This window comes from Pseudomonas sp. SIMBA_068 (assembly GCF_046534705.1).
GTDB lineage: Bacteria > Pseudomonadota > Gammaproteobacteria > Pseudomonadales > Pseudomonadaceae > Aquipseudomonas > Aquipseudomonas putida.
The window spans coordinates 1-238 of sequence record NZ_JAWRYI010001573.1 but is presented as its reverse complement, the minus strand read 5'-3'; the positions used below and the strand labels follow the sequence as shown (position 1 = coordinate 238).

General features: G+C 42.0%; 1 protein-coding gene. It reads right to left on the bottom strand.

Annotated features, from left to right (window positions below; genetic code table 11):
* The coding region (locus tag SB756_RS34985) for a hypothetical protein (RefSeq protein WP_410913869.1) at positions 1 to 238 on the bottom strand (238 nt) is incomplete at both ends.

Genomic DNA, 238 nt, shown 5'->3' with positions numbered 1-238 from the left:
GACGCCACTTTACTGCGGTCATCTGCTTTGTTAGCAGTACAGTTAGCGAATGCCGCGTTCAAGGTAGTCGTATAGTTGGTTTTATTTTGCAATGCACCACGACGTAACACCTTCGAATCTTCGATCGCTTGGCGACCTTCGGTGGTATTAACGATATAGCTGTATTCTTTATTCTTAATGTAATCAAGAATATGTGGACGACCTTCGTAAACTTTATTTACGCGACGAACGTTAATAC